At 61.6% G+C, this 6,622-nt stretch carries 3 protein-coding genes; all 3 read left to right on the top strand.

From position 1 onward, the window contains the following. Positions 1-2,861, top strand: a 2,861-nt coding sequence (locus AC4PWQ_RS01300) for an SdrD B-like domain-containing protein (RefSeq protein ID WP_492089544.1), incomplete at its 5' end; no start/stop codon positions are given. A gap of 455 nt (positions 2,862-3,316) precedes the next feature. Beyond that, entirely contained in the window at positions 3,317-4,966 is a 1,650-nt protein-coding gene (locus AC4PWQ_RS01305; RefSeq protein WP_492089545.1) for a DUF7926 domain-containing protein, read from the top strand. Then, a partial coding sequence (locus AC4PWQ_RS01310) for an SdrD B-like domain-containing protein (protein WP_492089546.1) occupies positions 4,897-6,622 on the top strand: 1,726 nt, incomplete at its 3' end. The genes AC4PWQ_RS01305 and AC4PWQ_RS01310, both read left to right, overlap by 70 nt.

Genomic DNA, 6,622 nt, shown 5'->3' on the forward strand with positions numbered 1-6,622 from the left:
TGGGTGACTACGTCTGGTTCGACGCGAACAAGGACGGCCTGCAAGACGCCAGCGACGTGCCGCTCAAGGACGTCACCCTGGCCCTGTCCCGCACGGACGACAAGCCGGCCAAGAAGATCGACGGCAGCGTGGTTACCACCACCAAGACCGACGCGGCCGGTAAGTACCTCTTCGCCGACCTGGAAATCCTCCCGGCAGGCGTGAAGTACAAGGTCACCGTCGCACCCCCGGTCAACTACGAGCCCACCACTGCTGGTGTCGGGACCGACCGCGCCAAGGACTCCTCCACCGACAGCGAGACTGCGGTCGAGCTGCCCAACGATGGGGACAAGGACCTCACGCTGGACTTTGGTTTTGTTAAGAAGCCCACGGGTATCGATATTGAGAAGTACGACGGTGCTTGGAGTGGGGTGGTCTTTGACCAGGCGGGTAACGCTGAGCTGGTTGATGGTCAGCCCAAGGTCTTGCCCGCTGGTGACCGTGACACCGAGGATGTGGCCCTGGTGCTTTCTGGTCTGGCTGCCCAGCCGGTGAAGTTCACCGTGACTAACACGGGTAAGGGCGAGTTGAACAACGTCAAGGTTTCTGACACCACGATTGTTGGCCCGGCCCTGACCGACTTCAAGTGCCGTATTGATGGCGCTGATGTGGTGGCTGTTGATGGTGTGGTTAGTGCTCCGGCGGCTTGGGTGTTTGCGCCCAAGGCTTCGTTTGAGTGCACCGCTACCCTGGCGGCCATGACGGACGCGGCCAAGCACGCTAACACCGCCCGGGTGGAGGCCACCCCGGTGGCTGGTGGTGACAAGCTCACCGATAGCGATAACTGGCACGCCAAGCGCGGCAAGGTGAGTGTGGGTGACTACGTCTGGTACGACGCCAACAAGGACGGTCTGCAAGACGCCAGCGACGTGGCGCTGGAGGATGTGACCTTGACCCTGTCTCGCACGGACGACAAGCCGGCCAAGAAGATCGACGGCAGCGTGGTTACCACCACCAAGACCGACGCGACCGGTAAGTACTTGTTTGCTGACCTGGAGATCTTGCCGGCAGGCGCGAAGTACGTGGTGACGGTTACCAACCCGCGTGGTTTTGTTCCCACCACTCCTGGGGCTGGCAGTGACCGGGCCAAGGACTCCTCTACTGGTAGCGAGACTGCGGTCGTGTTGCCTAATGATGGGGACAAGGACCTGAGTTTGGACTTTGGTTTTGTTAAGGCCAAGGTGAGTGTGGGTGACTACGTCTGGTTCGACGCGAACAAGGACGGCCTGCAAGACGATGACGAAAAGGGCATCAAGGACGTGGTTTTGACCATCTCGCGTACGGACGGCAAGCCCGTTAAGGACGCTGATGGCAACCCGGTTACCACCACCACTACCGACGCTAGCGGCATGTACCTGTTTAAGGACTTGGAGATGCTGCCAGCGGGTGAGAAGTACGTGGTTACTGTCACCGACCCGGCCGGCTACGTACCCACCAAGGCCGAGCAGGGCAGCGACCGGGCCAAGGACTCCTCTACTGGTAGTGCTACCGCCCAGGAACTGACCAGTGACGGGGCTAAGGACCTCACCCTTGACTTTGGTTTCTTCTTCCCCGAGGTCAGCGTGGGTGACTACGTCTGGTACGACGTCAACAAGGACGGCCTGCAAGACGCCACTGATGTGCCACTCAAGGACGTCACCCTGACCATCTCTCGTAGCGACGGTAAGCCGGTCAACAACGCTGACCACACCGCCCGCACCGAGCTGACCATCACCACCGACGAGCACGGCAAGTACGCCTTTACTGGTCTGGAAGTCCTCACCGGTGAGGTGAAGTACATCGTTACCGTTACCGCCCCCTTCGGTTACGTGCCGACCAAGGCCGGCATGAACAACGGCGCTGGTAGTGATGACTCTTCTACCCAGACCTCGGCCAGCGTGGCAGACCTGTCCACCGACGGGGCCAACGACCCCACCTTGGACTTTGGTTTCATCAAGGCCAAGGTGTCCGTGGGTGACTACGTCTGGTTCGACAAGAACAAGGACGGCCTCCAAGACACCGGCGAGCCCGGTATCAAGGACGTCACCCTGACCCTGACCGGCCCGGACGGTAAGAGCGTCACCGACGTTAACGGCAACCCCGTTGGCCCGGTCAAGACCGACGAGCACGGCAAGTACCTCTTTGAGAACCTGCCCGTGCTACCCCAGGGTGAGTCCTACACCGTCACGGTCAGCGACCCGGCCGGCTACCTGCCCACCAAGGCCGGTACCAACAACGGCCAGGGAGCCAACGACTCTTCCACCACGACCTCGGTCAGCCTGGCAGACCTGTCCACCGACAGCGCTAGCGACCTGACCTTGGACTTTGGCTACTACAAGCCCTCAGTTACCGTGGGTGACTACGTCTTTGAAGACCTCAACGACAACGGAATCCAGGACAACACCGACAAGCCCATCGCTGGTGTGACCCTGAAGATCACCGGACCCGACGGCAAGGACGTCACCGACGTCAACGGCAACCCCGTTGGCCCGGTCAAGACCGACGAGAACGGCAAGTACCTTTTCGACAACCTGCCCGTTCTGAAGGACAACCAGTCCTACACCGTCACCATCACCCCGCCCGCGGGCTACCAGCCGGCCAAGACCGGCCAGGGCACCCGGGAAACCGACTCCTCTACCGACAAGGCCACCACCATCGGCCTGACCAAGGACGGAGACAAGGACCTCTCCCTGGACTTCGGCTTCAAAAAGCCCACCACCAAGGGCGGCAAGGGAGGCAAGCTGGCCAAAACCGGTAGCAACGCCCTCACCCTAGCCCCCTACGCCCTAACCCTGCTGGCAGCCGGAGGCACACTCCTCCTCCTACGCCGCAAGAAGAACTAGCCCACAACGCTAGAACCAGGAGACCAAACCCCTAAAACAGGCAAACTCTCCTAAACCCCCAGGGCCCGGACTGGACCACCAACAAACGGACCAGCCCGGGCCCTGGCATTTGCAAATGCTTTTCAATAGCGAGGAGCATCGCACCCGCGCCGTCACACATTCGCATATTCGCAAGTTTGCACTCTTTGGCGACTTCTACAACCGCCACCCCTCACACCTGTGCGAAGGGGGCAAAACTGGCGGAATACCGGGCCAAATCGGACGCCGCAACGCAGACAACAAGTTCACTAAACAACTAAATCGCCCCCTTGTGGCTTGCGAGCCCATACTGCTAGCTCGAAACTCGAACTGAATAGGTCTAGTCAATATAGAGTGATCGCTAAGCGGCCTCTCTCAGCCTTCCAAGTTGGCAGCCCACGTGGTCTGCCTACGTCCTTACTCGGAATCGAGGCACCATGCATAGTTCAACGAGGAATCGAGCAGTATCGTTCGCCACCGCGCTAAGCCTTTTGCTGGCAGCTATCGCGGTGGTGCTGTCAATCTCTCCCGGCGCGTCAGCGACCACCAACACGGACATCGTCGTCCACAGCGTGAAGGTGCAGCGCTACGTCGGCGCTGGAGCACCGCCCACCTGCGATGACCGGCCGGTCACGCACGGCGCTCGCGTCTGCATCACCTGGAAGTGGGACGCCTCTCAGGCCAACCCCAAGGCCGGGGATAGCTTCTACCTGGGCCTGCCGCAGAACTTCACGCTCAACGACGTAGCCCCCTACGACCTTGAGACCCCGATCGTGAACGTGCAGTCCGGCGAGACCACGATGCAGAAGATCGGCAGCTGCGTGCTACGCCAGCAGACCAACCAGGCTCCGGCCCGCGTCACCTGTACTTTTGACGAGGGGCTTACCCACGCCCAGGAGCTCGGCAACGAGCACCTCACCGGCGACGGCTGGATCGCAGCTCGCGTACACCACGTAGATGACTCCGTCTCCGGCAATTTCGACCTCAACGGCAAGGTCGAGAGCGAGAACTACCCGGGCGGCAATCCAATCCCCGCCCCCAGCCCGGGCACTTACTGGGAGCGCCCCATCGATAAGGGTTCCGATGGCGTTCGCCACGACACTAAGCGCATCTGGTGGCACATTCGCTTCAACTCCAACGTGCTTGCCCGCCGCCTCAACGGCTCCATCCCCAACCCGCTCCTCATTAGCGACATCACTAGCGCGGGCCACAAGTTCCAGACCGACAGCCCTCTGACCATCCGCGTGCTGAACTCTCAGAGCCAGCCGTCTCCGGGCAAGACGATCCGAGTTGGTACCACCGACCCGAACCGCGCCCCGATCATCAACGCCGAGGGCCGCACCACCTTCTCCATCGAGCGGACGTTCTCTGAGGGCGACAGCAAGATGTCCCTGGCTATCCGCCCGAACGACGGAGCGGACTGGGAGCCCAACACCAACTACATGATCTCCTACGCCACCCTGCCAAAGACGGACAGCGGCGTGGCCGACCCCGGCATCATCTACTCCAACAAGGTCGAGATTGTCGGACTGGGCGAGACGATCACCAACAACCAGAACTACGTGGCCGCTGCGGGCGGTAGCGCCACGATGACCGCCGGCTACGGCTCGTTCTCCGTGGTCAAGCTAGTCGATGGCCCCGCCGCAAATCTGGTCGACCCCAACACCCGAGTGGTCGTCAACGTGAAGTGGACCCTGCCGGGCGGGAAGACCGCAGCCGACTACCCGGGCTGGACTGCCCCGCCCAGCAACCCGTTCCCGCTTACTCTGCCCATCGGCCAGATCACGAGCTACCTGCCCAACCCGCTGCCGTTCCCCGCGGACACCACGATTGAACTCAGCGAGGCTTCGGCAGCCCCCGGTGGACCCGCGATCATCTGGAGTAACCCCCGCTTCCAGATCGGCGCAAACAGCAATACCACCTCCACCGCTACGTTCGACATCGCGGGCGGAAACGTCACTCCCGTTCAGCTCACGAACGCCGCCAGCTTCAAGCAGGTGCGTGTGGGTGACTACGTGTGGTTCGACGCGAACAAGGACGGCCTGCAGGACAACACCGACGTCCCGCTGGGCAGAGCGTCACCCTGACCCTGATCCCGCGTTCAGACAACCGCCACGGTCAAGACAGCGCAGACGGCTCGGCCTACCCGAACACCTCCACGCAGACCAACGCCAGCGGCGCCTACAGCTTCGACAACCTGGAGGTGCTGCCTGCACGCGTGACCCACTACGTCGTCACCGTCACTAATCCTTCCGGCTACAAGCCGACCAAGGCCAACGTCGGCACCAACCCGGCTCTCGACTCCTCTACCGGTAGCGCCGAGTCCGGCGACCTAGTCAACGACGGGGATGCAGACCTGACGTTGGACTTTGGTTTTGTGAAGACTGCGCCGGGTATTGATATTGAGAAGTACGACGGTGTTTGGGCTGGTGTTCAGTTCAATGGTGATAAGCCGGTGTTGAGTAATGGTCAGCCTGCGGTGTTGCCTGCTGGTGACCGTGATGGTGCTGACCAGGCTTTGGTGCTTTCTGGTTTGGAGGCCCAGCCGGTGAAGTTCACTGTGACTAACACTGGTGAGGACGCGTTGAAGAACGTGGTGGTCACCGACCGTACTAATGGTGGCCCGGCCCTGACCGACTTCAAGTGCCGCATCGACAACAAGGACGTGGCTGGGGTTAATGGTGTGGTCACTGCTCCGGCTGATTGGGTGTTTGCTGCCAAGGCCTCGTTTGAGTGCACCGGTACGCTGCCCAAGCTGGCCGAGGCTGACGCCACTGGCGCCTACCACACCAGCCACGCCAACACCGCCACGGTTGAGGCTGTCCCGGTTGCTGGTGGTGACAAGGTCACTGATAGCGATGAGTGGCACGCCAAGCGCGGCAAGGTGAGTGTGGGTGACTACGTCTGGTTCGACGCGAACAAGGACGGCCTGCAGGACAACTCTGATGTGCCGCTGAAGGACGTCACCCTGACCATCTCGCGCACCGACAACAAGCCGGCCAAGAAGATCGACGGCAGCGTGGTTACCACCACCAAGACCGACGCGGCCGGTAAGTACCTCTTCGCCGACCTGGAAATCCTCCCGGCAGGCGTGAAGTACAAGGTTGCTGTTACCACCCCGGATAACTACGAGCCCACCACTGCTGGTGCTGGTAGCGACCGCGCCAAGGACTCCTCCACTGGTAGCGAGACCGCGGTAGAGCTGCCCACTGATGGCGGCAAGGACCTGAGCCTGGACTTTGGTTTTGTTAAGAAGCCCACGGGTATCGACATCGAGAAGTACGACGGTGCCTGGAGCGGGGTGACCTTCGACCAGGACGGTAACGCCGAACTGGTTAACGGCCAGCCCAAGGTCCTGCCCGCTGGCGACCGCGACACCGAGGACGCGGCCCTGGTCCTTTCTGGCCTGGCTGCCCAGCCGGTGAAGTTCACCGTTACCAACACTGGTAAGGGCGAGCTGAACAACGTCAAGGTCACCGACCAGACTCTGGCCGGCCCGGCCCTGACCGATCTGAAGTGCCACATCAACGGCACCGACATTGCTGCTGTTAACGGCGTGGTCACTGCTCCGGCCGACTGGGTGTTCGCGCCCCAGGCCTCCTTTGACTGCACCGCTACCCTGCCGGCCATCACGGACGCTGCCAAGCACGCCAACAAGGCCACCGTTGAGGCCACCCCGGTTGCTGGTGGTGACAAGGTCAGCGACAACGACGACTGGCACGCCAAGCGCGGCAAGGTGAGTG

The sequence above is a fragment of the Buchananella sp. 103232 genome, from assembly GCF_058725725.1.

Bases quoted from the DNA above. Each gene is read 5' to 3' on its own strand.
- AC4PWQ_RS01305 (WP_492089545.1), top strand. From the start codon at position 3,317: ATGCATAGTTCAACGAGGAATCGAGCAGTATCGTTCGCCACCGCGCTA.